The sequence below is a fragment of the Actinopolyspora lacussalsi genome (genome assembly GCA_030803735.1).
GTDB lineage: Bacteria > Actinomycetota > Actinomycetes > Mycobacteriales > Pseudonocardiaceae > Actinopolyspora > Actinopolyspora lacussalsi.
The window spans coordinates 356965-383258 of the sequence record JAURUC010000001.1 but is presented as its reverse complement, the minus strand read 5'-3'; the positions used below and the strand labels follow the sequence as shown (position 1 = coordinate 383258).

Sequence of the window (26294 nt, the reverse complement as noted above, 5' to 3'; positions counted from 1 at the left end):
TCCCGTGTTGTCCGGCTTGACCATCCGTGGTCGGTGCCTGCTGGCCGCGGCCGTCGCATCGGCGATCTGCTCGTTGGTTCTCGACGAGCGCGACCTGCTCCGAGTGGCGGTGTTCCTCGCCGCGCTGCCGTTGCTCGCCGCTGCCTTCGCGGCACGTGATGGAAGGAGACTCACGGCACGGCGTGAGCTAAAACCGTGGCGGACCGAGGTCGACACCCCCACCACCGTACGGCTGTGGTTGAGCTCCCGCTCCGGCATGCCGGTCGGTGCGACGGAGCTGACCGACAGCGTTCCGAGCACCCTGGGCGGCGATGCGCACCGAGCACTCGACCGGTCTCCGGGACGCGACGGAACGACCGTGGAGTACACGATCCACGCCGAGCTCCGGGGAGTGCACCGGATCGGGCCGTTGCGCTGCCGCTCGGGAGATCCGTTCGGGCTCTCGGCCTTCGACAGGGAACTCCTGAACACGACCCGGTTGACCGTCGTACCGCGCGTATTCGAGTTGACCGGGCTGCCCGCCGGATTCGGCACCGGAACCGGGGAGCCCGGTTCCGGCAGGGCCCGCGCCGGTGAGGGTACCGATGACAGCACAGTGCGGGAGTACCGGCAGGGCGACGACATCCGCAGGGTGCACTGGAAGACGACGGCACGACGCGACGAGCTGATGGTCCGTACCGAGGAACGCCCGGAACGAGGCGGGACGACCGTACTGCTCGACCAGCGGGCCGCCGCGCATCGCGGGGTGGGCAAACACTCCAGTTTGGAATGGGCGGTTTCCGCGGCGGCGAGCATATGCGCCCATCTGTACGAGAGCGATCGGCGGCTACGACTGGTGGGCGCGGGAGGGGATCCGATACCGGGCGACGAGCGTTCGAGCAGCCGGCTCGACGTCGAAGTGGACGAGGCGCTCCTGCTGGAGGCGCTGGCGGCGCTGCAACCCTCCGGCAGGCGTGATCTCGCCGGGGGTGAGGATCCGGCACGTGGGCAGGACCTGATGGCGGTACTGGGGCGCACGACTCTCGCTGGCGCCGACGAGCTGGCCTCACTTCGTCCCACGGGTGCACGCAGTGTGGCGCTACTGCTGAACGTGGCGGGGTGGAACACCGACGGGAAGGAGAATGGCCAGTCGGCTGTGGCACGACGACTGCGCGGCGCTGGCTGGACAGTCACCACGGTCGACGGACCGACGACTCCGATACCACGCGTGTGGGAGAGCCTTTGCGAACAGACCGTTTCCCCGGACATCGCGCGGATGGACCGATGAACCGGACCGAAAGCAGCCGTCGCTCCACCATCGGTGTACTCGCCCTGCTGGCCGTACTGCTGACCTCCACCTCCTTTTCGGTTGTGCTCGCCGACTGGAGGTGGTTCCCGCCCACCGCGATGACGGCCACGGCCGTGGCCGGAACCGGAATCGCGCTCCGCATGAGGCGTGACTCGTGGTGGGGGCTGCCGGTGCAGTTCGCCACGCTGCTCGTGATGCTCACGGCACTGTTCGGCGACCACGGTGTTCTCGGGCTGGTCCCCACTCCCACTACCTTCGGGGAGTTCTCGAACCTGCTCGGCGAAGCGGTCGAAGTGATCCGTACCGGGATACCGCCCGTCCCGGCGGAGACCGACATAGTGGCTCTGATCTGTTCGGGGATCGGAGCGGTCATGATCCTGGTCGATCGGATCGCCGTCACCTGCCGCGCACCGGCCGTGGCCGGGCTGGTGCTGCTGTGCGTGTTCGCGATCCCCGCGTCACTGGCCGATCGGATGTTGCCGTGGTGGGTTTTCGTGGGCAGTGCTCTGGGGTTCGCCGCCCTGCTGCCGCTCGGAGTGGGAATCCCGCGATCGGGAGGTGGGGATGGGGTTTCCGCTCGGCGGATCTCCGAGGCCGTCACCGTCACGGCCATGGCCTCCGTATTCGGTTTGCTGGCGGGCGCGGTCTTCACCGGGGTGGGGACGCAAGGCAGGATTCCGGGGGCCGACCGGGACCCGACAGCACCGGACACGGGCGAGATCGGACTGCGTCCGTTCACCTCGTTGCGTGGTCAACTGACACGCGACGAGGAAGTGGAGCTGTTCCGGGTGGAGGGGTTGCCGAGGGAAACCTACCTGCGTGCGATGACGCTGAGTCGTTTCGAACCGGAGCAGGGCTGGCGACTCGGCAGGCTCTCCGAAGGCGTTCCCGCAGAGGGTCGTCTTCCCATGCCGCCCGGAACGGAGCGGTCGACGGCAGCCCCGAAACGGATCGAGATCGAGCCGGTGGGCTACCGCGATGCCTGGTTACCGGTGTTCGGGGTACCCAGCCAGGTTTCCGGTATAGGTGACGACTGGCGTTACGATCCCGATTCCGGAATGGTTTTCACTCGGGAAACCGACGATACCGAAAGCTACACCGAACTGGCCGTCCTCCCCGACCCGAGCAAGGCGGAGCTACGGACCTCCTCGGGGAACTCCTCGGTCGATCGGGCCTATCTCGCCACCAGCGGTGCCGGGAAACGAGTACGCGAGCTGGCGCGGCGCATAACGGCGAACGCCGACAACCGGTTCGACAAGGCCCTCGCGCTGAACAACCATTTCACCGATCCGGCGAACGGTTTCAGCTACGAACTGCGGACAGCACCGGCTTCCTCGCACAGTGCGCTGGACGACTTCCTGTTCCGGGGCAAACGGGGTTATTGCGAGCAGTTCGCCTCCGCCATGGCGGTACTGCTGCGGGAGGTCGGCATTCCTTCCCGCGTCGCGGTCGGGTTCACATCGGGACAGCCCCGGGGCGACGAACGCGTGATCACCACCGAGGACGCGCACGCATGGGTGGAAGCGCACTTTCCCGGCCACGGCTGGGTGACCTTCGATCCGACCCCGCTGGCGAACGGCCGCGGTTCCACCCCTTCGTATCTCGATCCCACCGCGACCCAACAGGACGACGAAGGGGAGACCACCGCCACGAGTGAGCGGACCACGAACCCCACCCGGCGGAACGACGGGACACAACACCAGGGGGATCCGCGAGCGGGTTCGGGGGATTCGGCAGAATCCGGCATACCGATCGGTATACTGCTGCTCGGCGGCACGACACTGGCGATACTGGTGGCGGGTACCGGCACGCCCGCGGCGCTGCGGGCGCTGCGGAGCGGAAGAAGATCGAGTCTGATAGCCACGGGTGGCCTCGGAGCGGCCGAGAACGCGTGGCGGGAACTGCTCGACGAAGCCACGGACCGGGGCGAGCTCACCCCACCGGGCGAAACCCCGCGTCGTACCGCCGACCGGATCAGCGGGAAGTACGGGATGTCCGCCGAACAGCGGGGAGCCTGGCACGAACTGGCGAGCGCCGTGGAGCGGGAAAGGTACGGCCCACCGGGGCGGCGTGAGACCGCGTCACCGCTCGAGATCCTGCACCGGGCCAGGGCGGGCCTGCGGGCGGCCAGACCCCTCGGGTTCCGGGAGCGACTGCTGCCGAAGTCGGTACTGCGACTGCCCACGCGTCGAAACTCCACCGCACGTCGCTGAGAGCCGCTCGAACGGCGGCCGAACACGGAAACGCCCGGATCACATCGTGACCCGGGCGTACCCAGCTCCGCTCGGGTACGGCGAGCGCCGTCCCCGAGTCTCACGTGAGCACTACCTCTCGAAGCGCTTCCGGAAACGGTCCTCCATTCGCTGCGTCAGGGAGTTCCGCTCCCCCGCCCTGCGCTTCGCACCGGAAGAACCATCACCGCCGTCACCCGACTGCGACTCCGGGTCCTCCGCACTACCGCGCATGGCGAACAGAATGATCACTGCTCCGCCGAACATCACGAGGAAGCCGACCACGCTCACAATGGGTATCCCGGCTGCAGTGACCGGAATAACCACGCCGAGCACCAGTAGGATCAACCCCAGCACGAACACGGCGGCGCCTTGCAGGCGACGCCGCCTGGAGGGTCGATGCAACCGCCCTCCACGCACGTTGGAGGCGAACTTGGGATCCTCGGCGTAGAGCGCGCGCTCGATCTGATCGAGCATTCGCTGCTCGTGCTCGGAGAGTGGCATGGCTCCTCCTCCGGCACACTAGTTCGTGTCACCGGAGCCCCACTCACTTCGTTTCACGAAGCTCCGGTGAACGCTTTTTGGGGGCGTCACATTCGAGGATACGGCCCCAGCGACGAGACGACTACCCGGTCCCGCCCCCGAGGCCATAATAATCACCCAACATCATCCTGTAGGGGTATTCCTCACTGCGCCGCGTGACCGCCCGGGACGCGGGCCAAGGCGTGCAACCTGGTGGCTATGTCCCGCAACGGCGGTTGCGCCGCTGCTGCCATCTCCAGTTCTCGCAGCGCATCGCCGTTCGAATGGGATCCCTCCAGCAGTGAACCGGGGACGAGGTCGGAAATCACGCTCTGCCCCTGCACCAGCTCGACCTCGAGACCGACGGAGACGAGCACGTCCCGTAGCGAATCGGTGTCGAAACGGCGCCGCACCGTCTCACTCACCGGATGGTCGAGACGACCGTTCGGGTCGTTGAACAACCGCAGCGCCTCGGGAACCCGCCCGGTCAGGGCTCGCGCGAGCACGGCCGCGTACCTGTTGGCCGCCAACACGGAGACGGCCGCACCGGGGGAAACGGCGGTGGCGAGCGCACGCAGCGACTCGCTGACGTCGTCCACGTACTCCAGCAGGCCGTGCCCCAGGACCAGATCGGCCCCTCCCTCGGGAACGGCTCCGCGCAGCGCATCTGTGTCCCCCTGGACCGCGGCCACACGCTCGCTCACACCCGCCTCGCCCGCCCTGCGGCGCAGCGTGGCGAGCGCGTCGGGGCTGGGATCCACCACGGTGACCGAACATCCCGACACCGCCAGTGGCACCGCCCAGACACCGCTGCCGCCCCCGATATCCAGCACCTCGGGCACACCGCCACGACGGCGACGTGCGTCGATCAACTCGGTTTCCAGCACCCGGTACACGGCGTCGGACTTCATAGGGGAAGCGTAATCTCGCCGTTCGGCACTACTGCAGCGGACCGGTCCGCGACGGATCAGTTCACCCGGACGACTCGCGTGATACGTAGGCTACGGGCGTGCACACGGTGGCGGTACTGAGCCTCAAAGGCGGCGTGGGTAAGACGACAGTGGTGCTGGGGCTGGCTTCGGCGGCCATGCGCAAGGGCGCGCGCACCCTCGTGGTGGACCTCGATCCACAGTGCAACGCGACGGCTTCGCTGGAGCCGGGGCGGACCGAGCGCGGGTTGAGCGACGTGCTGGCCGACCCGAGCCCCGAGACGGTGGCTCGCGCGGTGGCACCGAGTGCTTGGGGCGAGGGGGTCGACGTACTCGTCGGTTCCGAGGACGCCGAGATCCACAACGGTTGGGACGGCAACGAACAACGTCTCACCAGGCTGACCGAAGCGCTCTCGGAGCTGACCAAAGCGGCCGCCGACGGGGAGCTGCCGTACCGACTGATCCTGTTGGACTGTCCACCCTCACTCGGACGGTTGACGCGTTCGGCGTTGATAGCCGCGGACCGGGCACTGCTGGTCACCGAACCGACCATATTCGCCGTTTCCGGCGTACAGCGGGCGTTCGAAGCGGTTCAGACGGAACGAACGGCCAACAATCCCGACCTGCAACCACTCGGGGTGGTGGTGAATCGGGTTCGTGCTCGCTCGCACGAGCACCAGTTCAGAATCGACGAGTTACGCGACATATTCGGCCCCCTGGTGATGCCGGTAGCCCTACCGGACAGACTGGCGGTACAGCAGGCCCAGGGCGCCTGTGTGCCCGTGCACCAGTGGGGAACACCGGGCGCCAGGGAGGTGGCCCTGGCGTTCAACCTGCTGCTGGCGCGCACCCTGCGTGCGGGGAGACCGCAACGCGATCCGGAACCGGGCGAGGGGGAGGAAGACGAGATCGACGCGGCGGAGGACTGAAGGCACCTGTCCGCCGCTGCCGCGTCCCCGTGGGATCGGCAAGTTCCCGTCGGCGGTCGCTTCCGGGGGCTCCTCCGAGCGGGGTGGGCGACCGTGCTCGCGGAGCACCTCAAGCGGAGAGGTCAGTCGCGCGGACGGCCCCGTACCGCGTCGACCAGGGTGCGCAGCAAGGGGTAAACCAGCACGAGCAGGAGTGAGCCCCAGACCACGCCACTCAACCGGAAGCCCCCGAGCGAGAGCGTGGGGTTGCTCGCGCCGATGAGCAGCGTGGCGACCACGACGACCAGGTTGGCCGGATCGGTGAACCGGATGCGGGCACGCAGCCAGATCCGCCCACCTATCAGTGTGACCATCCCCAACAACACCATGGTCGCCGCGCCGACGACACCGATCGGAACAGTGTCCAGCAGCGCCACGAACTTAGGCGAAAAGGCCAGCGTCACCGCAGCCACAGCCGCGGCCACACAGGCCGCCGTGGAAAACACCCTGCTGGCGACCATCACTCCGGTGTTCTCGGCGTAGCCGATCAGCCCGCTCCCGCCCACGGCCCCGGAAAGCGTCGTGGCCAGGCCGCCACCGATCAGCGCGTCGCCCACGTTGCCGTCGAGATCGCGATCGGTCGAGGCCGCCACCGCCTTGACCACTCCCACCTGCTGCGCGGCCAGGACGACCACCAGGGGCAGCACGACCGGGATCACCGAGATGTGCAACCGCGGCGTGATCAGTTCGGGAAACCCGAACCACGGGGCACTGCGCAGCGACTCGAGCCGAACCTGGTACACCCCTCCGGCGGCGAACGCGTAGAACCATCCGGTGGCGATCCCGAACAGCACACAGCCACGGTTCAGCAGTCCACGGCCGAAGACCGCCAACAGCACGATGACCAACGCGGTCACCACGGCAGCCACCGGAACCGGTCGGAAGGACGGGACGCTTCGGGCGGCTTCCTGGAACAACGTGACCGAGTGGGTGGCCATGCCGAGTCCGACGAGCACGACGACTCCCCCGGTGACGACGGCGGGCATGGCCGTCTCCAGCAGTCGCACCCCCAACGCTTTGACGGCGATCCCGACAGCGGTCACCAGCAGCCCCACGACCAGAACGGCACCCACCAGGCCGCCCGGTCCCGCGCCGGAACGCTCGGCAGCCACCCCCAGCGGCACCACGAAGGTGGCCGAGGCCCCCAGGTAGGCGGGCACGCGGTTACGCGTCAGCAGCAGAAAAAGCAGGGTTCCCACCCCGGAGGCCAGTAACGTCGTCGCAACCGGCAGTCCGGTCAACCGGGGCACCAGCACCGTCGCACCGAACATGGCGAACAAGTGCTGCAGCCCGAGTCCCATCGTCAGTGGCCAGCTGAGCCGCTCCTCGGTTGCCACGTCCTCGCCGTCCGGCGGTTGTCGACCGTTGCCGTGCACGGCCCACAAAGCCACATCCTCCTCCTGTTCGGGAATCGTGGGAAACGTGTCCCGAGCCGTGTTGTCCCGACGCGGTGTTCTCCCGGCCGACGGGCCCGTGGACGGATCACCGACAGCACGCCGCGGCGCACGAGATCACCTCAACCGACAACCGCGAAGATTACTATTTCACAACAGTTGGGAAAACCAACTTGGGAAACTCAGATCCGGCCGGTTTCACGTGGGGTGCTCGCACAGCGTGCCCGCTTTCCGGAAGCCCGAGCGGGCGGCCGGGTCCGGCAACGGGATCGGGGCAGCCGTCACCCGCGTCCGGGCAGCTGGGATCTCACTCCGAGGAGTCGTTCCGGGACCATCGGCCGGGAGGCTGCTCCGGCGGGCCGAGATCCTCGGTGTCCTGGGATTCGTGGCCGGAGAGTTCCCGCAGTGCCGAGGCCAGCCCCGCGAGTCTGTCCGTGGCGTCACGCAACTGGTGCCCGTGCTGTTCTTCACCCCCACTGGCGGCCACGGCGCGTCCAGCCGCGGCCACGAGGGCACCGTACCGTTCGACACCGTCGTCGAGTTCGGCGCGCATCCGACGAACGTCCGCGCGCAGCTGGGCGCGTTCCCCTTCCGGAGCGTGTTCGACCGTGGCTTCCACCGCCACGAGACGGTCGGCCACCGAACGCAACGTCGTAGCCATCTCGGCAGCGGTACCACGCGCCTCGGCCACCGGTTCGTCGGACTGACCGACGTTCTCGGAGAGTCGACTCAACGAGATGTACAGGCTCTGCTCCGCATCGCGTAGCCGCCGCATGGGCTCGTGAGCGGCGGATTCGCGCGTAGGCAGGCTGATCGGTTCCGGCGGCGGCTCCGGAAGCGGCGTCCGGTTGAGCCTGCGGTAGCGACGTATCGCCCCGACGGTGCCCACCCCCGCGGCCAACGCCATGCCACCGAGCCCGAGTGAGGCCAGGTCGAGCAGCACGTCCCCAGCGGAGTCGGCCGGAAGCCCGATGGTTTCCGGCGCGTAGGCCAGGTAGGCCCCGCCTCCGAAGACCCCGGTAGTCATTCCGCTGCCGACAGCGGTTCGTTTCGCCCTGTTCCGCCTCCGGATCAAACGGGCGCGCGGATCACGCCAGGCCGCGATCCTGCGGCGAACACCGGTGAGCACCGGTCCACGCAACTGTTGGAGCGCGTAGTCGCTCCACTCACCGAATCCGTCGCCCCTCCCGCGCACGGTGGGTCACACTTGGCCGGACTGCGGGTTCTGCTGCGACTGCGGCTGCTGTTGCGGAGCGGGGGCCGACTCCTCGCTCCGAGTCGTCCCACCGGTGACCTGCTGCTGGTCGCCGGTCCCCATGGACGCCCTGATCTGGGCGAGTCGATTGACACCCGCCGAGTCCGTGGCCGCCTGCTGGACCTCCATCATCCGCCCCTGCACACTGTTCTGCGCCAGGTCGGCCTCGCCGAGCGCGGTGGTGTAACGCTGCTCGATCTTGTCCCGCACTTCGTCGAGCGAGGGAGTGTTACCGGGTGCGGCCATGTCGTTCATCTGCCGCAACGAGCCCGCCACCTGCTCCTGCATCTTGGCCTGTTCGAGCTGACTGAGCAGCTTGGTCCGCTCGGCTATCTTCTGCTGCAGTACCTGCGCGTTGCGCTCGACGGCCTGCTTGGCCTGGTCTGCGGCCTGCAGGGACTGATCGTGCAGGTTCTTCAGGTCCTCAACCCCTTGTTCGGCCGTGACGAGTTGGCCTGCCAGCTGCTGGGCGGTTTCCTCGTACTGCTGCGCCTTGGTCTCGTCACCCTCGGCGCGAGCCTGATCGGCCATGGTCACGGCCTGGCGCGCCGACCCCTGCAGCTTCTCGACCTCGTTCAGCTGCCGATTGAGCTTCATCTCCAGCTGCCGCTGGTTGCCGATGACCGAGGCGGCCTGCTGCGACAACGCCTGGTGCTGCCGCTGAGCTTCCTCGATGGCCTGCTGGATCTGCACCTTGGGGTCGGCGTGCTCGTCGACCTTGGACGAGAACGACGCCATGAGGTACTTCCAGAACTTCACGAAAGGGTTGGCCATCTCCTCCGCCTGCTTTCTGTCCTACCGGTTTCGCCCTGATCGGGCATTCACGCCGATGGGACGCCGCTGCCGGTTGCTCCGCGGAGCCGCTCCACCGAACCGTGGAACCCCGCGCACAACAGACCGGAAACGCTTACCGACCTCAGCGTCTACCCCCATAGTGTCAGCTCGGTCGAACGGCTTCCACCAAGCCCCGTGGATCTCCGGCAAAAATTCGAAGATCCACGGGCGTTTCGGTCGGTCACGGACTCTCAAGCGGCCACTACCACCCCGTTGGAAGTTCGTCCCGGCGGGCTGATGCGCTGGCTGAGCACCGGCTGCAGCCGCCAGTCCTGCGACTCGGGGTCCTCGTCCGCGTCGAACGAATCCGAAACACTTTCGGCGCCGGCCGGTACGGGCTCGGCTTCCCCGTCGGCCATCTCCGCTTCGGCCAGTTCGGAGTCGATCAGGCTGGAGACCAACCGGTCCCCCTCGATCTCGGCAGGCGTGGCCTGCTCCACGACCGAAGGCGCGACCACGGTCTCCGAGGAGTCCAAGTCGCCCGCCACGGTCACGAGCAACTCGGGCAATGGCAGATCGAGTGCGTCGCAGATAGAGCCGAGCAGCTCACTCGACGCTTCCTTGCGACCGCGTTCCACCTCGGACAAATAACCAAGACTCACCCGGGCTGCGCGCGAAACCTCCCGCAGGGTGCGGGACTGAGCAGCCCGCGCGCGGCGCAGTCGCTCTCCGACCGCCTCCCGCAACAACACGGTCATCGCGCGCCTCCATTCCGTCGCCTACATCCTGCGCGACGCGTCAACGCCCCACACTACTCAACGCGACGCCAACGCACGGCTCGCTTACCACGAGTCCGCCGAGGGCGAACGAGTCTCATCCACAAAACGGAGTCAACGACCCCAATGTCCCATGAAGCGAGACAACGCGCGTGACCGCCGGCGGTAACGTCGAGTTCTCTTCCGATTCAACGCAACAGCCCCTCCAAGTGTTCCAGGGCTCGAAAAGCGGCGCCGCACCGGATCGAACCACGGTCCCCGCTCAACCGTTCCGTCCGGATCACGGACCCGTGCGGTCCGGCGAATCCCAGGTGAACCGTTCCCGGTGGGACCCCGTCCTGCCAGTCGGGCCCGGCAACGCCGGTGAGACCGACACCCCAGTCCGCCACGCAGTGTCGCCGCGCTCCCCTGGCCAGCTGTTCGGCCACCTCGGGCTGCACCGCGCCGCCCTCGGCCAACAGCTCGGGGCTCACCCCCGCGAGCGAGCTCTTCAGGTCGGTGGCATACACCACAAGGCCGCCGCGCACCACCGAACTGGCACCGCTGACATCGGTCAGCAGCATGCTCAGCATCCCGGCCGTCAGGGACTCGGCGGTGGCGATCGTGAGATCACGGAGCCGCAACGATTCCAGGATGCCGCCGACCAACTCCTCTTGCTCCACCTGCCGTTCCGGGCGGAAGCTCATGCGCGCGCTCCACGTGAACGCGGGCTCAACGAGCGCAGCCGGAGCGCGCGCACCGCGTAGTCGACACCCGTGACCACGGTGGCCAGCACGGCCGCGCCCATGACCACCCATTTCAGCGGATCGGCGGCGTCACCGAGCGGCAGCAGGTAGAGGCCGATCGCCACGGCCTGCAACATCGTCTTGAGCTTGCCGCCCGGGCTGGCCGGGATGACACCGTGCCGGATGACCCAGAACCGCAGCAGGGTGACCGAAGCCTCCCGGAAAATGATGACACCGGTCACCCACCAGCCGAGATCACCGAGCGCGCTCAGCCCGACCAACGCGGCTCCGGTCAGCGCCTTGTCCGCCAGCGGGTCGGCGATCTTGCCGAAGTCGGTGATGAGACCGCGACGGCGAGCCAGGTCACCGTCGATACGATCGGTGATCGAGGCGATGACGAAGACCGCGGTGGCCACCCAGCGCCACAGCGAGTCGTGTCCACCCGCCCAGAACAGCACGATCAGGAAGACGGGAACGAGCAGCAAGCGTGAAGTGGTCAGCGCGTTGGCGATGTTGACCAACGGGACCGTCCGCTCGGTATCGGCGTCGCCCTGGCCGGACACAGGCCGGTCCGACGCCGCACTGTCCGCTGTCATGGCAACTCCTCGAACCGATCCTGTCCGCTACGAACCTCATACGCCGTGCCACCCCCAGGATCTGCGACGACGGTCGCACCGTCCACCGCAGGGGCGGTCGACCGGACGAACTCGCACCGACGACGGCGGTGCGGCGCGACGGCCGCGACTTCAGGGTGGAGGACGAACCATCCACCACTGGCGGGCCAAGCATAGCGTCCGGCCACGAGGCGACGACCGGGGAAACCCACCGGCTCCGGAGAGTACGGCAACCGGTCGAGATCACGACGGGCTCAACCCCGGCTTTCCGCCGGATCGGAAAATCGCAGTAGAATACGTTTATGCATGATTATGCGGAAAACAGGATAACGATTCGCCGTGCTCGAATCGGCGACGTGCGGGAGATCAAACGGCTCGTGGACACATATGCCGGTCGGGTACTGCTCGAAAAGGATCTGGTCACCCTCTACGAGAGCGTGCAGGAGTTCTGGGTGGCCGAACGCGCGGATCGGGATCCGAAGGACATCGTCGCCTGTGGCGCACTACACGTACTCTGGGAGGATCTCGGAGAGGTCCGCACCGTGGCGGTGGACCCGCGTGTTCGCGGCCAGGGGGTGGGGCACCGCCTGGTGAACGGTCTCGTCGAACTCGCGGCGGAGCTGGGGCTGCCGAAACTGTTCGTACTCACCTTCGAGACCGAGTTCTTCGCCAAACACGGATTCGAACCGATCACCGGAACACCGGTCAGTCCCGCCGTCTACGCGGAGATGCGCCGCTCCGCGGACAAGGGCGTCGCCGAGTTCCTGGATCTGCCCTACGTCAAGCCGAACACGCTGGGCAACACGCGCATGCTGCTACGACTGGGCGAGCGGGACTGACCAAGACGCGACAAAAGGGACCGACCGGATCATCAGATAACGCCCGATCGCACGAAGCGTTCGCCAGCCCGAAGCGATAGGACTGATTCGACTACAGATCATCCGTCGCTAGGGGACGATCCGTGTTCGGACGGAATACTCGAAACGGGCCGCGAGTACTGGTGATGCTGCTGGCAGCCTGTTTCACGACACTGCTGACCGGCACCAGCGCTTACGCGGCGATCGACGACCCGCAACTTCGCCGGACCACCGACCACTACCTCTTCGAAGTCACACTGGGCGAGTTCGGACAGATTCGCGCCGAACGCCCCTATCCCGACCAACTCGACTGGTCCTCGGACTCCTGCTCGTACTCACCGGACGCTCCGCTCGGCTACGACTTCACGCCGAGCTGCCAACGGCACGACTTCGGGTACCGCAACTACAAGCTCCAGAACAGGTTCACCGAACAGAACAGGGCGATCATCGACGACAACTTCCGCGCGGACATGTACTCCAGTTGCGCGGGTGACGCCCTGTGCGAACGCGCGGCCGATGTGTACTACTACGCCGTGCGGCAGTTCGGCGCCAGTAGCGCCGGCACCGCGGAGGCACTTCGGAAGGCACAGCTCACGACGCGGTAACCGTTCCGAAGACGGAGCTCGGGAGCCGGTCGCGTGGCGTCGGAAGGACTCCCGGTCGGGAAGACCCCGAGCGTACGGACCGATTCCGCCGCGGTGCGTCGGAGCACCGCGGCGGAATCACTCCGTCTCCTCCGGAGGCGGACCACCCCGGATAGCGCTCAGCGCACTGTCCAGGTCCTCCGGTTTGACCAGCACCTCACGCGCCTTGGACCCCTCCGAGGGCGCGACGACGCTTCTGGACTCCAGCAGATCCATCAGCCTGCCCGCCTTGGCGAAACCGACCCGCAGCTTCCGTTGCAGCATCGAGGTCGAACCGAACTGACTGGTGACGACCAGTTCCGCTGCCTGCAGCAACACATCAAGGTCATCGCCGATGTCGGAGTCCACCTCCTTCTGCTGCCCCGCCTTGGCAACCGTGACCCCGTCCGCGTAGTCGGGTTCCGCCTGTTCCTTGGTGTAGCCCACGACCCGGTGTATCTCCTCGTCACTGACGAAGGAGCCCTGCACTCGGCCCGGGCGTGCGCCTCCCATCGGCAGATAGAGACCGTCACCCATGCCGATCAGCTTTTCCGCCCCCGGTTGGTCGAGGATCACTCGCGAATCGGTGAGCGAGGAGGTCGCGAAGGCCAACCGGGACGGAACATTGGTCTTGATCAGACCGGTTACCACGTCGACCGATGGACGCTGGGTCGCCAGCACCAGATGGATCCCCGCCGCGCGCGCCTTCTGCGTGATCCGCACCACCGCGTCCTCGACGTCGCGGGGCGCGGTCATCATCAGGTCGGCCAGCTCGTCGACGATCGCCAGGATGTACGGATAGGGACGGTACTCGCGTTCACTTCCCGGTGGAGTGGTGATCTCGCCGGAGCGCACCTTGTCGTTGAAGTCGTCGATGTGGCGGACCCTGTTGGCCTGCATGTCCTGATACCGCTGTTCCATCTCCTCGACCAGCCACCCGAGGGCGGACGCCGCCTTCTTGGGCTCGGTGATGATGGGGGTGATCAGGTGCGGAATCCCCTCGTAGGGAGTCAGTTCCACCATCTTCGGATCGATCAGGATCATCCGGACCTCGTCCGGGGTGGACCTCGCCAACAGCGACACCAGCATCGAGTTGACGAAGCTCGACTTACCGGAACCGGTCGAACCGGCGCAGAGCAGGTGGGGCATCTTGGACAGATTCGCGGTGACCATCTGCCCCTCGATGTCCTTGCCCAGCCCTATCACCAGTGGATGCGTGTCGTTGGCCGCCGTCGGCGAACGCAGCACGTCACCGAGCCGCACCATCTCGCGGTCGCTGTTGGGGACCTCGATCCCGACGGCTGACTTGCCGGGTATGGGAGCCAACAGCCGTACGTTGTCGTTGGCCACCGCGTAGGCGATGTTCCTGGTCAGCGCCGTGATCTTCTCGACCTTGACCCCGGGGCCCAACTCGACCTCGTAGCGGGTGACCGTGGGGCCGCGGACGAATCCGGTCACCTCCGCGTCGATCTTGAACTGACGCAGCACCCCGTTGATCGCCTCGATCATCGCGTCGTTGGCGGTACTGTGCCGCTTCGCGGGATCGCCCTCCTGCAGCACGTCGAGCGGCGGAAGGTGGTAGTCACCCTCCACGGTACGGCTGAGGGTAAGTTGCTGCGGCTCCTCCGGAGCGGCCCCGGTCGCCTGTACCGACGCGGCCCCGCCGCTCTCGGCCGCCTTCGAGGACGTCTCGGTGCGTGATTCGGCCCGCGGCTGCTCCGACGTCGCGGCGGCTCGGGTCTTACCCGTCCGCTCGACAGCGTCCTCGGACTCCTCCTGGGACGACGACCCGGTCATGGCGGCCTGCCTGCGCCTAGCCGGTCGACGGAGCTCGGCACTGCCCTGATCGGACGGACGCAGCTCCTCATCGGCCGGTTCGGACGCGGTGTGCTCGGGATGGGCGAGCTGACGCAGTCGTTCCGGAACGTCGCGTACCGCGGTTCCGGTCAGCAACAGCACGGCGAACAGTGAGACCAACACGAGAACCGGCACCGCGACGACACCGGTCATCCCGTTGGCCAATGGTCCGCCCGCGGCGTATCCGAGCAGCCCACCCGCCTCCGACCACTCCTCGGCGCGACGAGGGGCACCGGTGACGATGTGCAGCACACCGAGTCCCGCGAACAGCAGCAGCGCCGTTCCGACCACCATTCGCGGACGCGCGTCGGGATTGGTCTCGGTACGCATCAGCAGTACCGCCACCGCGAACAGCACCGGGGGGAGTGCGAGCGCCGCGGACCCCACCACCGAACGCAGCAGCCAGTCGAACCAGTGGCCGACCGGACCGCCCGCCTGCCACCACACGCCCGCCGCGGTGATCACCGCCACGGCCAGCAGGATCAGGGCCACTCCGTCACGCCGGTGCGCGGGTTCGAGCTCCCTGGTGCGCCCCAACGCACGCAGCAGGGTTCCGGTCGTGCGGGCAAGACTGCGGCCCAGTTCGGACCCACCGGACCCGCCCCGGGAGTTACCGCCTTTGGCGGCGTTCCCCCGGTTGGCGGTGGAACGCCGGGAACCGTTCTTCGCGGTGCGCTTGGTCGTGGCGGCATTCCCGGTGGAGGACCGACCGGATCGCGTTCCCCCGCTCCTGGTGCTCTTGGAACCGGATCCGTTCGAGGTGGACTTCTTCGTGCTCGCTCCGGAGGAGCCACGACGCTCCCCTCCACCACGCGCGTTCGTCCGCCCCTTACCCGTCGTGCCGCTGGCCATACCGAACACGGTATCGGTGCTCCGTCTCTCTTGTAACACCAGCCGAAAGCCGTCCATCACTGTTCTCGGAAGAGCCGCTCGTCATGCTCACAGGCACACGGTTCCGGCCACGAACCGACACGCCGTCGAGCGGACGACCGGGAGCGGCGAGGGGCGGGCACGCGTCGAAGCCGTGGAGCCGTGGCACCCGTTCTCGGCAGGACCACTCGGACGTCGCCGTCGACGGCTCCGCCGAACACATTTCACCCACCCGGGTGGGTGCGGCGACGACGTGACAAGCACCGGGACGGACATGCCGATAAGACTGGTCGGGGTTTCCGAACGGAAGGACGGATCCGGGTCTCCTTCACCGGGAGGAACACGAAGTTTCGGTGGGATGCCGGCGGTCAGCGGACAACACCACGAGTCCGGGAGAGCGGTTGTCGTCGCATTGCGGTGCGTCCCGGTTCGCCTACAACTGGGGTCTGGCTCGGGTGAAGGCCGTGCTGGATCAGCGGGTAGCGGAAGCTTCCTACGGAGTCGCCGAGGACCAGCTCACCACGACGGTGTCGTGGTCGGCCTACTCCCTGCGCAAAGCCTGGAACGCGGCGAAGAACGAGGTGGCCCCGTGGTGGGGCGAGAACTCCAAGGAAGCCTACGCCACCGGGCTGGCCAATCTGGCTGACGCGCTGGGCAACTGGCATCAGTCCCGCACCGGCAAGCGCGCCGGGAAAACGGTGGGGTTCCCTCGGTTCAGGTCCAAGCGCCACCGCTTTTCGTGTCGGTTCACCACCGGCTCGTTCGGGCTGTCCGATTCGGACCGGCGGCATGTGAAGCTGCCCCGCATCGGGCTGGTGCGCACCCACGAGTCCACCCGCACACTCGCCCGGCACGTCGAGCGCGGCACTGCCCGCATCCGCTCGGCCACCGTGTCGTACCGGCGCGGCCGGTGGCACGTGTCGTTGTCCGTCGAGATCACCAAAACCGACCCCCAGCCTGCGACCCAGGGCGGCACGGTGGGGGTGGATCTCGGGGTGAAGCACTTGGCGGTGCTGTCCACCGGCGAGACCGTCGCCAACCCGAAACATCTCGACCGGGCGCAGCGGAAACTGCGCCGACTGCACCGCCAAGCGTCCCGTCGTCGTGGCCCGGACCGGCGCACCAAACAGAAGCCGTCGAACCGGTGGCGCACAATCCAGCGTCAGGTGTCTCGCCTGCACACGCAGGTGGCCAACGCGCGCCGCGACGGGCTGCACCAGCTCTCCACCCGACTCGTGGCCGAGTTCGACACCGTGGTGGTCGAAGATCTCCACGTGTCCGGGATGGTGCGCAACCGCCGGTTGGCCCGAGCCGTCTCCGACGTGGGCATGAGCGAGCTGCGCAGACAGCTCGACTACAAAACCATCTGGTCAGGCCGCCACCTGGTGGTAGCCGACCGCTGGTATCCCAGCTCCAAAACCTGCTCAGACTGTGGCGCGGTGAAAGCCAAACTGCGCCTGTCCGAACGTGTCTTCACCTGCGAGTCCTGCGGCCACACCGCGGATCGCGACCACAACGCGGCCCGCAACCTCGCGGGCCTGACGTCCTCCCCGAGTTGCGGGGCGACGAAAAACGAGCCCGCTGGAAACCCACCTAAGACCAGCCCCGCTGGCAACGGGTACCGCCACGGGAAGACCGCACCTACGGGTGCGGTCAAGGCCGTGTAGCAATACAACGGCTCAGGAACGCTTCTACACGTTTCCTGAACGGCAACGCCTGGTCAACGCGCCCTGCCGTACCTGGCCCGCACCGGCGGGCGATCGTGCCGACGTGGTCTGCGCACCGCGTCCCGCTCCCGAGCCAGGCTCCGAACCGAATTCCGGGGCGACGCGGCGGTCGGAACCACGAACCACGCAGCCGACGGTGTTGCGCACGGCGCTGCGGTCCGCTCGACGTTGAGGTTCCACTCGACGTCACGAAATCACTCGACACCCCGCGGAAGCGAGCTGGACACCGCTGGACCACTGGGCCTCCCGAAATGCCCGGAAGACGAGTCTCCACACCGAAAAACGCTCGGCGCCGCACACGATGTGCGACGCCGAGCGCTCCCCCTCCCCTGGTGTGACTTCGGCCCGTACCGGCTTCCCGTTCGACCGCTCCCCGAGCGCGCCCACCCCGACAGCGCCCATTGGGAAACGTCGCCGGTTCTATCCGTTCGGCTCGGTGTGCCCGACGGCTCCCACTTCACTCGCGCACCCGAACACCGATTCGCCGATCACGAGAACCCCGTCACACGTCTTCGCGGCACGTACCGGTCCCCATCCACCGCGGCGGGGACCGACCGGATGCTCAGCGAATCTTGGCGTGGTCAACGATGGGTGCGTTGACGCACTTGCTGTTCTGCGAGGAACCGATGTTGCCGGCGACGCCGAGCACACCGACGTTGTTCCCGCAGAGCTGGATCGGCAGGACGCTGATGTTGTTGTCGTTGAGGACGTTGATGCCGTCGTTGTCATAGCTGTCGGCCATGGCGGGCGATCCCACGGCCATGAGACCGGCGGCGGCTGCCGACACCGTCAGAAGGCGAAGCGACTTACGCACGATCGGACCCCAATCTGCGATCTACTGTTACTGCGGAGCGGACCGGCTCAGCGGAAACACGAAAGTTTCCCCGCAAGCTTTCCGCCGACCGGCTGTTTCCACATTGGCATCACAGCCGGGAACCAGCGCGCGCAGTCACACCATCGAGGCAACATCACCACACGAAAGTGCTGTTGCAAACAAAATGTGTCCACGGTAGCCGGAACCGCACCCGGGATTATCCACTCGAAAGTGTCTTCCAAGCGGTTCCGAGCTCACGATCACGGGGCGGCACGGATCACGGAGTTCGCGAACCGTCGAGGACGTTCCCAGCGACGTACGTGCATCCACCACGAGCCGGTGTGCGGTCCCGCTGTGCCGGCGCTCCAACGGCCCGAACGAAACCCCGGTTCAGGAACTCACCGGAAGCACGTTGGGCACGATCATCGGACGACGCCGGTAGGTGTCGGCGACCCACTTGCCGACCGTACGCCGCACCGTCTGCGCGATGCGGTGCGTATCACTGATGCCCTCGGCCTCGGTCCGCGAGAGTTCCATCTCCACCAGCGGAACGACCCCGTCGAGCGCCTTGGGGTCGTCCGAGAAGCCCCGGCCCGAGACCGTCGGGGGTGATACCGCGCGTCCCGTACCGGCCTCCACCGCCACCGTGATGGAGATGAAGCCGCCCTCACCGAGCACCAGCCGATCGGACAACGTGGACTCGCCGACGTCACCGACCGAGAGTCCGTCCACGTAGACGTGTCCGACCTCGACCCGGCCCGCGATGCTGGCGATACCGTCGACCAGGTCCACCACGACGCCGTCCTCGGCGATCACCACCCGGTCGGGTTGCACCCCGGTGAGGGTGGCCAGTTCGGCATTGGCCCGCAGGTGCCGCCACTCCCCGTGCACCGGCATCACGTTGGCCGGGCGCACCGCGTTGTACAGGTAGAGCAGTTCGCCCGCCGAGGCGTGCCCGGAGACGTGCACCTTGGCGCTCCCCTGGTGGACCACCTCGGCCCCCAGCCGGACCAAGCCGTTGACGACGCCGAAAACCGCCGTCTCGTTGCCGGGAATCATCGAGCTCGCCAGGATGACGGTGTCGCCGTGCTGGATGCTGATCTGCTTGTGCTCGCCACGGGCCATCCGTGACAGCGCCGACAGCGGCTCCCCCTGCGATCCAGTGGAGACGAACACCACGGAGTCGGACGACATCTGCAGCGCCTCGTCCAGGTCGACCAGGGCTCCCTCCGGAACCCGCAGGATGCCGTGCTCGGCGGCGATCCCCATGTTGCGCACCATGGAGCGCCCCACCAGGCAGACCTTGCGCCCGTAGGAGGTCGCCACGTCGAGCACCTGCTGCACCCGGTGTACGTGGCTGGCGAAGCAGGCCACGATCACACGCTGCGTGGCTCGTCCTATCACCGAGTCCAGCACGGGGCCGATCTCGCGTTCCGGGGTGACGAAGCCGGGCACCTCGGAGTTGGTGGAATCGACCAGGAACAGATCGACTCCCTCACCGCCCATCCGCGCGAATCCCGCGAGGTCGGTCAACCGACCGTCCAGCGGCAGCTGGTCCAGCTTGATGTCACCGGTGTGCAGCACCGTCCCCGCGGGGGTGCGGATCGCCACCGCCAGCGCGTCCGGAATCGAGTGGTTGACGGCGAAGAACTCCAGGTCGAACTCGCCGTGACTGCTGCGCTGCCCCTCCTCGACCTCGACCAGCCGCGGCGTCAACCGGTGTTCCTGGCACTTGGCGGACAGCAGCGCGAGCGTGAAGCCGGAACCGATCACCGGCAGCTCCGGGCGTTGCCGCAGCAGGAAGGGCAGGGCGCCGATGTGGTCCTCGTGCCCGTGCGTGAGCACGATCGCCTCGATCTCCTCGAGGCGGTTCTCGATCGGGCCGAAGTCGGGCAGTATCAGATCCACTCCGGGGGAATCGTCCTCCGGGAACAGCACACCGCAGTCGACCACCAGCAACCGACCGTCGTACTCGAACACGGTCATGTTCCTGCCGACCTCACCGATACCGCCGAGGGCGACCACCCGTAGCGCCCCTTCCTCCAACGGAGGTGGGGCCGGAGTCGCCGACGTCGGTGTCAGGGGATGTTTCTCGGTCGACGTTGCGCGTGCTGTCAACGCGATGTCACCTCGGTTGCCGCATCGGGATTGACCAGGACCAGACCAGCATCCCACAGATCGCTGGCGATGATGCGCACCTGTTCGTCCGTGGCCGACGGCAACGGGAGCCGGGGTTGCCCCGTCTCGTAACCACACAGGCGCAGTGCCGTCTTGGAGAAGATCACACCACCGACGAAGTTCATCGACCGGTAGACCGGGAGCAGCCCGTAGTGAATCTCACGGGCGGTGGCGACGTCACCGGACTCGTGCGCGTCCAACATCTGGCGCAGCCGGTCACCGACCACGTGCCCCACCACGCTGACGAAACCGACCGCCCCGGTGGACAGCCACGGCAGGTTCAGCGGATCCTCGCCGGAGTAGTACACGAGGTCGGAATTGGCGATCACGTCGCTGCCCGCGAGCAGATCGTGCTTGGAGTCCTTGACCGCCTTGATGCGGGGGTGCTCGGCGAGCCGCTTGAGCGTCTCGGTCTGGATCGGAACCACCGAACGCGGCGGGATGTCGTAGAGCATCACGGGGAGTTCCGTGGCATCGGCGACCGTGGTGAAGTGCGAGTACAGCCCTTCCTGCGGCGGCTTGGAGTAGTAAGGGGTGACCACGAGCAGCCCGTGGGCCCCGGCCTTCTCGGCCCCGCGCGCCAGTTCCACGGAGTGCGCGGTGTCGTTCGTTCCCGCCCCCGCGACCACGGTGGCACGATCCCCGACGGCCTCGGAGACGGCACGCAGCAGCCGTTCCTTCTCCTCGGTGGTGGTGGTTGGGCTCTCACCGGTGGTGCCGTTGACGACCAGGCCGTCGTTACCCAGCCGGTCCACCAGATAACAGGCCAGCTGTTGCGCGAGAGCCGTGTCGAGATTCCCGTCCGTGTCGAACGGGGTAACCATGGCGGTGAGAACGCGCCCGAAAGGACGACCTTCGGTAGCTGTGGGACTGACGGTCATAACTGCTGACGCTACCCTCCGAGGAGATCATCGGACGTGCCCGTCTCGGAACTGTGTCCCGGGAACGTTCGGGCGACGGAAACATCACGACGATTCGAACCGCGGCGAGGCATTGTTCCGCGCCCGACGGGAACAACACCCGGATTCTTCCACGACTCCGGCCAGTGAGACACATCACTCCTCGCGGTGCCCCGGGCACCGCAGACCCGACTGCCCCACCGACCGGAGCCGCTCGCTCAGACGCTACGGCGAAGATCCTCCACCGCCAGCACGTCGGCCTCGTTCCCCTCGAAGCTGACCTGCGCGGGCTTCCTGCCGAAGGCGTGCAGCAGGAGCTCCTCCGAGGAACCGAGGATGCGCACCGTCCGCGGCCCGTTCTTCGCGGAGACCTCGTGGCCGTCCGGACGACGAAGCACCACGCCCACCGGGCTGCGGCCGTAGAAGTACCTGGCGGTGCGGGACAACGCCTTCCAGAGGGCCTCCGAACGCTCCGGGTCCTCCGGTCGCGGCTGCCACCCCGGCTGTGCCCGGCGGACGTCCTCGTGATGCACGTAGTACTCGGCGCTGTTCACACCCTCGTTGACCGCCCCGATACCGAGTGGGTTCCACTTCGGCGGCCCCTGACGTACCCGATCGACCAGCTCCTCCCACTGGAGTTGAGCCAGTTCGCCCCGAACACGTTCCCCTCGATCGGCCAGTGCCTTCAGCAGCTTCCCACCCGCCGCGTCCGGGCGGTGTTCCCGTACCACCAGGTGAACGGCCAGATCACGCGTCGACCAACCGTGGCACAGCGTCGGCGCCTCCGGCCCCAACCGCTCGAACAGATCACACAATTGCTGACGTTCGTCGTTAGCCACACCCATGCCCGCACTCTAGCCGGAACAGCCGGGCGAGGTCCGCGCGAGGAGGTGATCCACGGCCCACATTGGCTCGTCGAAGGCCACGAGGCGGATCAGCCCTCGGTCACGTACGGACTCGAAGCCACCTCGGTGCCGTCCCGCAGTTCGGTGATCTCGAAGTCACCGAAGACGTTGGGGGCCACTCCCCGCAACTGCCTGAGGCATTCCACGGCCAGCCCGCGGATCTCCACATCGGCGTGCTCACTGGCGCGCATCGCGACGAAGTGCCGCCAGGCGCGGTAGTTACCGGTGACGACGATGCGCGTCTCGGTGGCGTTGGGCAGCACGGCACGGGCGGCCTGCCTGGCCTGCTTGCGGCGCAGCGTCGCCTTGGGCTCGTCGGCGAACTTGTCCTGCAGCGCCTGTTGCAGATCCGCGTAGGCCTCCAGCCCCGCCTTCGTCGCGGCCAGGAACTTCTCGTGCAGCTCGGGGTCCTCGGCGATGATGTCGGGCTCGACCATGCCCGCGTCCCGCTCGGGGACGTAACGCTGCGACAGCTGGGAGTAGGAGAAATGCCGGTGGCGGATCAGCTCGTGGGTCAACGAACGGGAGACGCCGCTGATGTAGAAGGTCACGGTTCCGTGTTCGAGCACGGAGAGATGCCCGACCTCCATGATGTGGTCCAGGTACCCGGCGTTGGTCGCGGTGGCGGGATTCGGTTTGCTCCAGGACTGGTAACAGGCACGACCCGCGAACTCCGCCAACGCCTGTCCCCCGTCGGCATCGGTCGACCAGTCCACGTCTTCGGGCGGGAAGAACTCGGTCTTGCCGATCAGCCGTACCTTCGGCGGAACGATCTCGGTCACGGCGGGCGAACCCCTTTCCTGCGTACTACGGCCGGCGCGATGCCACCGGCGATGACTCCCCCGGGAGGCCCCCACCGGCGATCGGCGTGGCCACTTCCCTCGTCGAACACCCTAACGACCCCGAGTTCGCCGGTCCGACGCGCGGTACGCGGCTGCCGAACGGACCCGATGCCTCACCGAACCGGAACCACGCACGAGGCCGCTCTCCCGGCGATCTGTCAGGACGCACGACACCACTCCCCCTTGCGGTGACACCAGAATGACGTCATGGTGACGTCATGGATTTGAGCTCGCACATCAGCCAACTCCGTGAGGACCTGACGGCGGCGGCATCGATGGGGGACGAGGACACCCGACACGCCGCGACCCTGTTGGCGGGGGCGCTGGAGCCGGCTGTTCGGCTGACCCTGATGAACGCGCTGTCCGATCTGGCTGCGGAGGTGACCACGCAGCTGGACGGCCGCGTGGTCGACGTGCGCCTCGAAGGCAGGGACGTACGCGCGGTGGTGAGCGGGCCGAGCGAACACCGCCGGGAGAGCACCGAGGAGGAGCCACCACAGCCACCTCCCAGCGGTGACAGCGGCGACATCAGCAGAATCACGCTGCGACTGCTGGACGAGATCAAGGGACAGGCGGAACAGGCCGCCTCCACGCAGGGTGTCTCGTTGAACACCTGGGTGGCCAGGGCCGTGCAGGGGGCGCTGCACGGCAACCGGCCGCACGGCGCCTGGAACGGCGGCGGACCGGAGCAGCCGGGCCGCTCCGGGGACTCCGGCCAGGACGTTCCCGACTCCTCCCGACTGTGGGGATGGGTCACCGGCTAGTGGCAGGGCGGTTGACGCGGATCGTCGCTCGACGTGCCCCGCGAGGACTCTCCCGAGGTAGCGGGGTCACTGGCCGGGGTGCGACCTCACGGGCTGCTGGAGGGCTCAGCCGCACCGGCCCCACTCCGGTATCTCTCGGGCACACCTCGCAGCGACCCACTCAGGACTTCCCAAGGAGCAGAGCAGGATGAGCGAACATTCGGAGCCGCCGCCCCGGGAACTCGTGCGTGACCGTGAGTTCCGGGTCTCGGGGCCGGTCGAACTGGACCTGAGTAACGGCCTCGGCCCGATCGAGGTCGAGCTGGAGGAGTCCGAGACGGTTCGGGTGGAGGTGCGGCACGAGCCGGAGCACGGCTATCCGGACTGGCGAGGCGGGCTCAGCGGACTGCTGAACTGGGTCAGCGAGCAGTTCAACGAAACCGGCATCAAGCCCGGGAACGGACGCGGCAACGGCGGCACCCGCGAGGGAGAACGCGCACTGAACGCGGCGGCGGAGGCGGTACAGCAGACGCGGGTGGACATGACCAACAGCCGAGTGGCCGTGCATCCGCCCACCACGGTGCCGCTGCGCTCGGTACCACTGGCGCTTCGGGTACACGCTCCGACCGGTTCCCGGGTCAACGCACGAACCGGGCCGGGCTCCATCCGGATCGGCGGCAGTTCGGGGCGGCTGAGCCTGCAAAGCGGTTCCGGCTCGGTACTCACCGACGAGGCAACCGGCACCGCGACCGTGCGAACCGGGTCCGGACAGGTCCGGCTCGGAACCGTGCGGGCCGGGCTACAGGCACGCAGCGGAAGCGGAAGCATCGAGATCGCCGCGATCGACGCCGCCTCCTCGGTGGTGACCGGCAGCGGCAGCGTGTGGCTGGGCAGGATCGCCGACGATCTGCTGGTGCGTTCCGGCAGCGGTGACATCACCGTCGCCGAGGGAACGGCGGGGCAGGTGGAACTGATCACCGGCTCAGGAGAACTGCAGTTCGCCGTGGGACGCGGCGTCACCGCGGAGGTGGACCTGACGTCCTCGACCGGCAGCATATCCAGCGAGCTGGAGGTTTCCACGGAACCGCCCGACACGGAGCCCGCGCTGAAACTCTTCGGCCGCACCGGCAGCGGGCAGGCACTGTTGACCTCGGCTGTCTGATCGCTCGTGTAGGTTCCTCGACCGAGTTCCGTTGTCCTCGCTTCGTACGATCCTCCCGGGAGGGTCACGCCACGAGGCGCAACCCGGTGGCGAGATCACCGCGCTCTCCGACGACCACCTCGCCCAACCCGAGCCAGTCGGCCATCTCGCGCAGTGCGGCGCCCAGCTCGGAGGCAACCCGATCGTGCTCGACGTCCGGCTCGGCGAACACCCCCGGAACGCGCAACACGCCCTCCTGGCGATCGGCCTTGAGATCCACGCGCGCCACGATCCGATCGTCCAGCAGGAACGGGAACACGTAGTACCCGTACTCCCGCTGCTCCCGGGGCACGTAGATCTCGATGCGGTACCGGAAGCCGAACAGTCGCTCGGCTCTGGGGCGGAACCAGATCAGCGGGTCGAACGGGCAGAGCAGTGCCCGAGCTCCGACCGAACGGGGCGTACGAGCACCGCGATGCACGTAGGCCCGATCCGACCAGCCCTCGACGGTGACGGGACGAAGCTCGCCCTGCTCGACGAGTTCGTTCACCGCCGCGCGGGAACGCTCCGGAGACAGTCGGTAGTAATCCCGCAGATCCGGCTCGGTGGCGATGCCGAACGCACGGGCGGCACGGGAGACCAGGGTCCGCACAGCCTCGTCCACCGGTGGATCCTGGGCCAGGATCTCGGGGGGCAGCACGCGCTCGACGAGATCGTAGTGGCGTTGGAAACCGCGTCGGGTGGCCGTGGTCAGTTCCCCGGCGGCGAACAGCAGCTCGCAGGCGTGTTTGGTGTCCGAACGGTTCCACCAGGTGCCGGTTCCCGTCTTGGACCCGCCGATCTCGCGTTCCAACTCCGCCGCACTGACCGGGCCGCTCTCCTTCACAGCGGTACGCACCTCGTCGGTCAGTCCGGGCGCGCGCTCCAACAGCCGACGGTAGCGGCGCCGTGAGGTGTCGGCGTATTCCCGCATCCGCCAGCGCAGTAACGGCCAATCGGCCAACGGGATCAACGAGGCCTCGTGTGCCCAGTACTCCACCAGCAGACGACGGGAGCCGGGATTCCATGCGGCGTCGTCGAGCGACGACCTGTCGTAACCGCCGATCCTGCTGAACAGGGGCATGTAGTGGGCACGTACCGCCACGTTGACCGAGTCGAGCTGCAGCAGGTTCGTACGTCGCAGTACACGGCGCAGCCGCCCGCGATCCGAGGTGCCGGTTGCCGGAGTGTCGGAGAATCCCTGGGCGGCCAGCGCGATCCGTCGAGCCGCCGCGATACCGATCGTGCGCATACCGGGCAATCATGCCAGCGGACACCGACACACCGTGTATCCGTACGCCGATCCGGTTTCGGCCACCACCA

General features: G+C 67.5%; 23 protein-coding genes. 8 read left to right on the top strand and 15 right to left on the bottom strand.

Going from position 1 to position 26294, the window contains the following annotated elements; translation table 11 throughout:
* Nucleotides 1-4: 4 nt before the first annotated feature.
* Entirely contained in the window at nt 5-1267 is a 1263-nt protein-coding gene (locus J2S53_RS01725; RefSeq protein ID WP_456239459.1) for a DUF58 domain-containing protein, read from the top strand.
* Nucleotides 1264-3501 carry a transglutaminase TgpA family protein gene (locus J2S53_RS01720; protein WP_456239458.1) on the top strand — a complete coding sequence of 746 codons (2238 nt, stop codon included), beginning with the start codon at nt 1264-1266 and terminating at the stop codon, nt 3499-3501. The genes J2S53_RS01725 and J2S53_RS01720 overlap by 4 nt, the downstream gene beginning before the upstream one ends.
* A 111-nt stretch (nt 3502-3612) precedes the next feature.
* Here J2S53_RS01720 and J2S53_RS01715 read toward each other — a convergent pair whose 3' ends face one another.
* Both J2S53_RS01715 and J2S53_RS01710 read right to left on the bottom strand, forming a co-directional pair.
* On the bottom strand, nt 3613-4023 hold the full coding sequence (locus J2S53_RS01715; protein ID WP_092977623.1) for a DUF3040 domain-containing protein: 411 nt from the start codon (nt 4021-4023) through the stop codon (nt 3613-3615).
* Between the two features lie 182 nt (nt 4024-4205).
* The gene (locus tag J2S53_RS01710) at nt 4206-4952 is read right to left on the bottom strand and encodes a class I SAM-dependent methyltransferase (protein WP_456239457.1); all 747 of its coding nucleotides are present in this window, start codon (nt 4950-4952) and stop codon (nt 4206-4208) included.
* 98 nt (nt 4953-5050) lie between these two features.
* Here J2S53_RS01710 and J2S53_RS01705 point away from each other — a divergent pair, with 98 nt between their 5' ends.
* A complete protein-coding gene (locus J2S53_RS01705) occupies nt 5051-5899 on the top strand; it encodes a ParA family protein (protein WP_456239456.1) in 849 nt (282 codons plus the stop codon).
* Nucleotides 5900-6021: 122 nt separating this feature from the next.
* Here J2S53_RS01705 and J2S53_RS01700 read toward each other — a convergent pair whose 3' ends face one another.
* The 6 genes from J2S53_RS01700 to pgsA form a co-directional block, all read right to left on the bottom strand.
* Entirely contained in the window at nt 6022-7329 is a 1308-nt protein-coding gene (locus J2S53_RS01700) for a solute carrier family 23 protein (RefSeq protein ID WP_456239455.1), read from the bottom strand.
* 310 nt (nt 7330-7639) lie between these two features.
* Complete coding sequence (gene pspM / locus J2S53_RS01695) at nt 7640-8527, bottom strand: phage shock envelope stress response protein PspM (protein WP_456239454.1); 888 nt, start codon at nt 8525-8527, stop codon at nt 7640-7642.
* Between the two features lie 6 nt (nt 8528-8533).
* Nucleotides 8534-9361, bottom strand: coding sequence for a PspA/IM30 family protein (locus tag J2S53_RS01690; protein WP_456239453.1), 828 nt, complete (start codon nt 9359-9361; stop codon nt 8534-8536).
* A 251-nt stretch (nt 9362-9612) separates the two neighbouring features.
* Nucleotides 9613-10119, bottom strand: coding sequence for a helix-turn-helix domain-containing protein (locus tag J2S53_RS01685; RefSeq protein WP_092977635.1), 507 nt, complete (start codon nt 10117-10119; stop codon nt 9613-9615).
* A 206-nt stretch (nt 10120-10325) separates the two neighbouring features.
* On the bottom strand, nt 10326-10823 hold the full coding sequence (locus J2S53_RS01680; protein ID WP_456239452.1) for a CinA family protein: 498 nt from the start codon (nt 10821-10823) through the stop codon (nt 10326-10328).
* Nucleotides 10820-11458 (bottom strand): CDP-diacylglycerol--glycerol-3-phosphate 3-phosphatidyltransferase, encoded by a 639-nt coding sequence (pgsA, locus tag J2S53_RS01675; RefSeq protein ID WP_092977639.1) that lies wholly within the window; start codon nt 11456-11458, stop codon nt 10820-10822. Before pgsA ends, J2S53_RS01680 begins: the two co-directional genes overlap by 4 nt.
* Nucleotides 11459-11778: 320 nt before the next feature.
* Between pgsA and J2S53_RS01670 the strand changes: the two genes are divergently transcribed.
* Nucleotides 11779-12315 (top strand): amino-acid N-acetyltransferase, encoded by a 537-nt coding sequence (locus tag J2S53_RS01670; protein WP_456239451.1) that lies wholly within the window; start codon nt 11779-11781, stop codon nt 12313-12315.
* A 122-nt stretch (nt 12316-12437) separates the two neighbouring features.
* The gene (locus J2S53_RS01665; protein ID WP_456239450.1) at nt 12438-12938 is read left to right on the top strand and encodes a phospholipase; all 501 of its coding nucleotides are present in this window, start codon (nt 12438-12440) and stop codon (nt 12936-12938) included.
* Between the two features lie 117 nt (nt 12939-13055).
* On the opposite strand, the gene J2S53_RS01660 is transcribed toward J2S53_RS01665, so the two are convergent.
* Nucleotides 13056-15665, bottom strand: a complete 2610-nt coding sequence (locus J2S53_RS01660; RefSeq protein ID WP_456239449.1) for a DNA translocase FtsK 4TM domain-containing protein — start codon at nt 15663-15665, stop codon at nt 13056-13058.
* Nucleotides 15666-16084: 419 nt separating this feature from the next.
* Between J2S53_RS01660 and tnpB the strand changes: the two genes are divergently transcribed.
* Nucleotides 16085-17350 (top strand): IS607 family element RNA-guided endonuclease TnpB, encoded by a 1266-nt coding sequence (gene tnpB, locus J2S53_RS01655; RefSeq protein ID WP_456239448.1) that lies wholly within the window; start codon nt 16085-16087, stop codon nt 17348-17350.
* 622 nt (nt 17351-17972) lie between these two features.
* Here the strand turns inward: tnpB and J2S53_RS01650 are convergent.
* The 5 genes from J2S53_RS01650 to thyX form a co-directional block, all read right to left on the bottom strand.
* Nucleotides 17973-18197, bottom strand: coding sequence for a hypothetical protein (locus tag J2S53_RS01650; protein WP_456239447.1), 225 nt, complete (start codon nt 18195-18197; stop codon nt 17973-17975).
* 417 nt (nt 18198-18614) lie between these two features.
* Entirely contained in the window at nt 18615-20306 is a 1692-nt protein-coding gene (locus J2S53_RS01645) for a ribonuclease J (protein ID WP_456242668.1), read from the bottom strand.
* A 32-nt stretch (nt 20307-20338) separates the two neighbouring features.
* Nucleotides 20339-21283 (bottom strand): 4-hydroxy-tetrahydrodipicolinate synthase, encoded by a 945-nt coding sequence (dapA, locus tag J2S53_RS01640; RefSeq protein ID WP_092924572.1) that lies wholly within the window; start codon nt 21281-21283, stop codon nt 20339-20341.
* A gap of 236 nt (nt 21284-21519) precedes the next feature.
* Nucleotides 21520-22146, bottom strand: coding sequence for a TIGR03085 family metal-binding protein (locus J2S53_RS01635; protein ID WP_456239446.1), 627 nt, complete (start codon nt 22144-22146; stop codon nt 21520-21522).
* A gap of 89 nt (nt 22147-22235) precedes the next feature.
* Entirely contained in the window at nt 22236-22988 is a 753-nt protein-coding gene (thyX, locus tag J2S53_RS01630; RefSeq protein WP_092924570.1) for an FAD-dependent thymidylate synthase, read from the bottom strand.
* A gap of 278 nt (nt 22989-23266) precedes the next feature.
* On the opposite strand from thyX, the gene J2S53_RS01625 reads away from it, so the two are divergent.
* Together J2S53_RS01625 and J2S53_RS01620 are read left to right on the top strand one after the other, a co-directional pair.
* On the top strand, nt 23267-23812 hold the full coding sequence (locus J2S53_RS01625; protein WP_456239445.1) for a toxin-antitoxin system HicB family antitoxin: 546 nt from the start codon (nt 23267-23269) through the stop codon (nt 23810-23812).
* 187 nt (nt 23813-23999) lie between these two features.
* Complete coding sequence (locus tag J2S53_RS01620) at nt 24000-24953, top strand: DUF4097 family beta strand repeat-containing protein (RefSeq protein WP_456239444.1); 954 nt, start codon at nt 24000-24002, stop codon at nt 24951-24953.
* Nucleotides 24954-25017: 64 nt separating this feature from the next.
* On the opposite strand, the gene J2S53_RS01615 is transcribed toward J2S53_RS01620, so the two are convergent.
* Entirely contained in the window at nt 25018-26223 is a 1206-nt protein-coding gene (locus tag J2S53_RS01615; RefSeq protein WP_456239443.1) for a winged helix-turn-helix domain-containing protein, read from the bottom strand.
* Nucleotides 26224-26294: the final 71 nt, after the last annotated feature.